The organism is Streptomyces sp. T028, from assembly GCF_048159505.1.
Taxonomy (GTDB): domain Bacteria; phylum Actinomycetota; class Actinomycetes; order Streptomycetales; family Streptomycetaceae; genus Streptomyces.
The window spans coordinates 1-569 of sequence record NZ_JBLRVZ010000145.1; the positions used below are offsets into that span (position 1 = coordinate 1).

1 protein-coding gene is annotated in these 569 nt (G+C 72.9%); it reads left to right on the forward strand.

The features are described from left to right. Nucleotides 1–569, forward strand: a 569-nt coding sequence (locus ACLZN2_RS50990; protein WP_416987108.1) for a zinc-dependent alcohol dehydrogenase, incomplete at both ends; no start/stop codon positions are given.

A 569-nucleotide genomic window follows, 5' to 3' on the forward strand; every position in this document is an offset into this window, starting at 1 on the left:
GCTCGTGTGTTGGACACGGCTGTGGTGGAGGGGGTGCCGCCGGGCCGGGGGGAGGTGGTGGTGGCTCCGGCGTTCGTGGGGATCTGTGGCACGGATCTGCATATCTTCCACGGGGACATGGATGCCCGGGTGGGTGCGCCGGCGGTGTTGGGGCATGAGATGGCGGGCCGGGTCGTGGCGGTCGGGGAGGGTGTGGAGGGCTGGGCGCCGGGGGACGCGGTGACGGTGATGCCGTTGCGCTGGGACGATTCCTGTCCCGCCTGCCGGGCAGGGCACCAGCACATCTGTCAGCACCTGGACTTCATTGGGATCGATTCGCCGGGCGCCATGCAGCAGCGCTGGACGGTGCCGGCGTCCACCCTGGTGCGGCTGCCGGGAGATCTGCCTCTGGACCGGGCCGCGCTCGTCGAACCCACGGCCGTCGCCGTGCACGACGTGGGCCGTGCGCAGGTGCGGGAGGGCGAGAAGGTCGTCGTGGTCGGCGGTGGTCCGGTCGGCGTGCTGATCGCGCTGGTCGCGCGGGGCGCGGGTGCCGAGGTGCGGGTGGTGGAGCTGAGCGCGCACCGGCG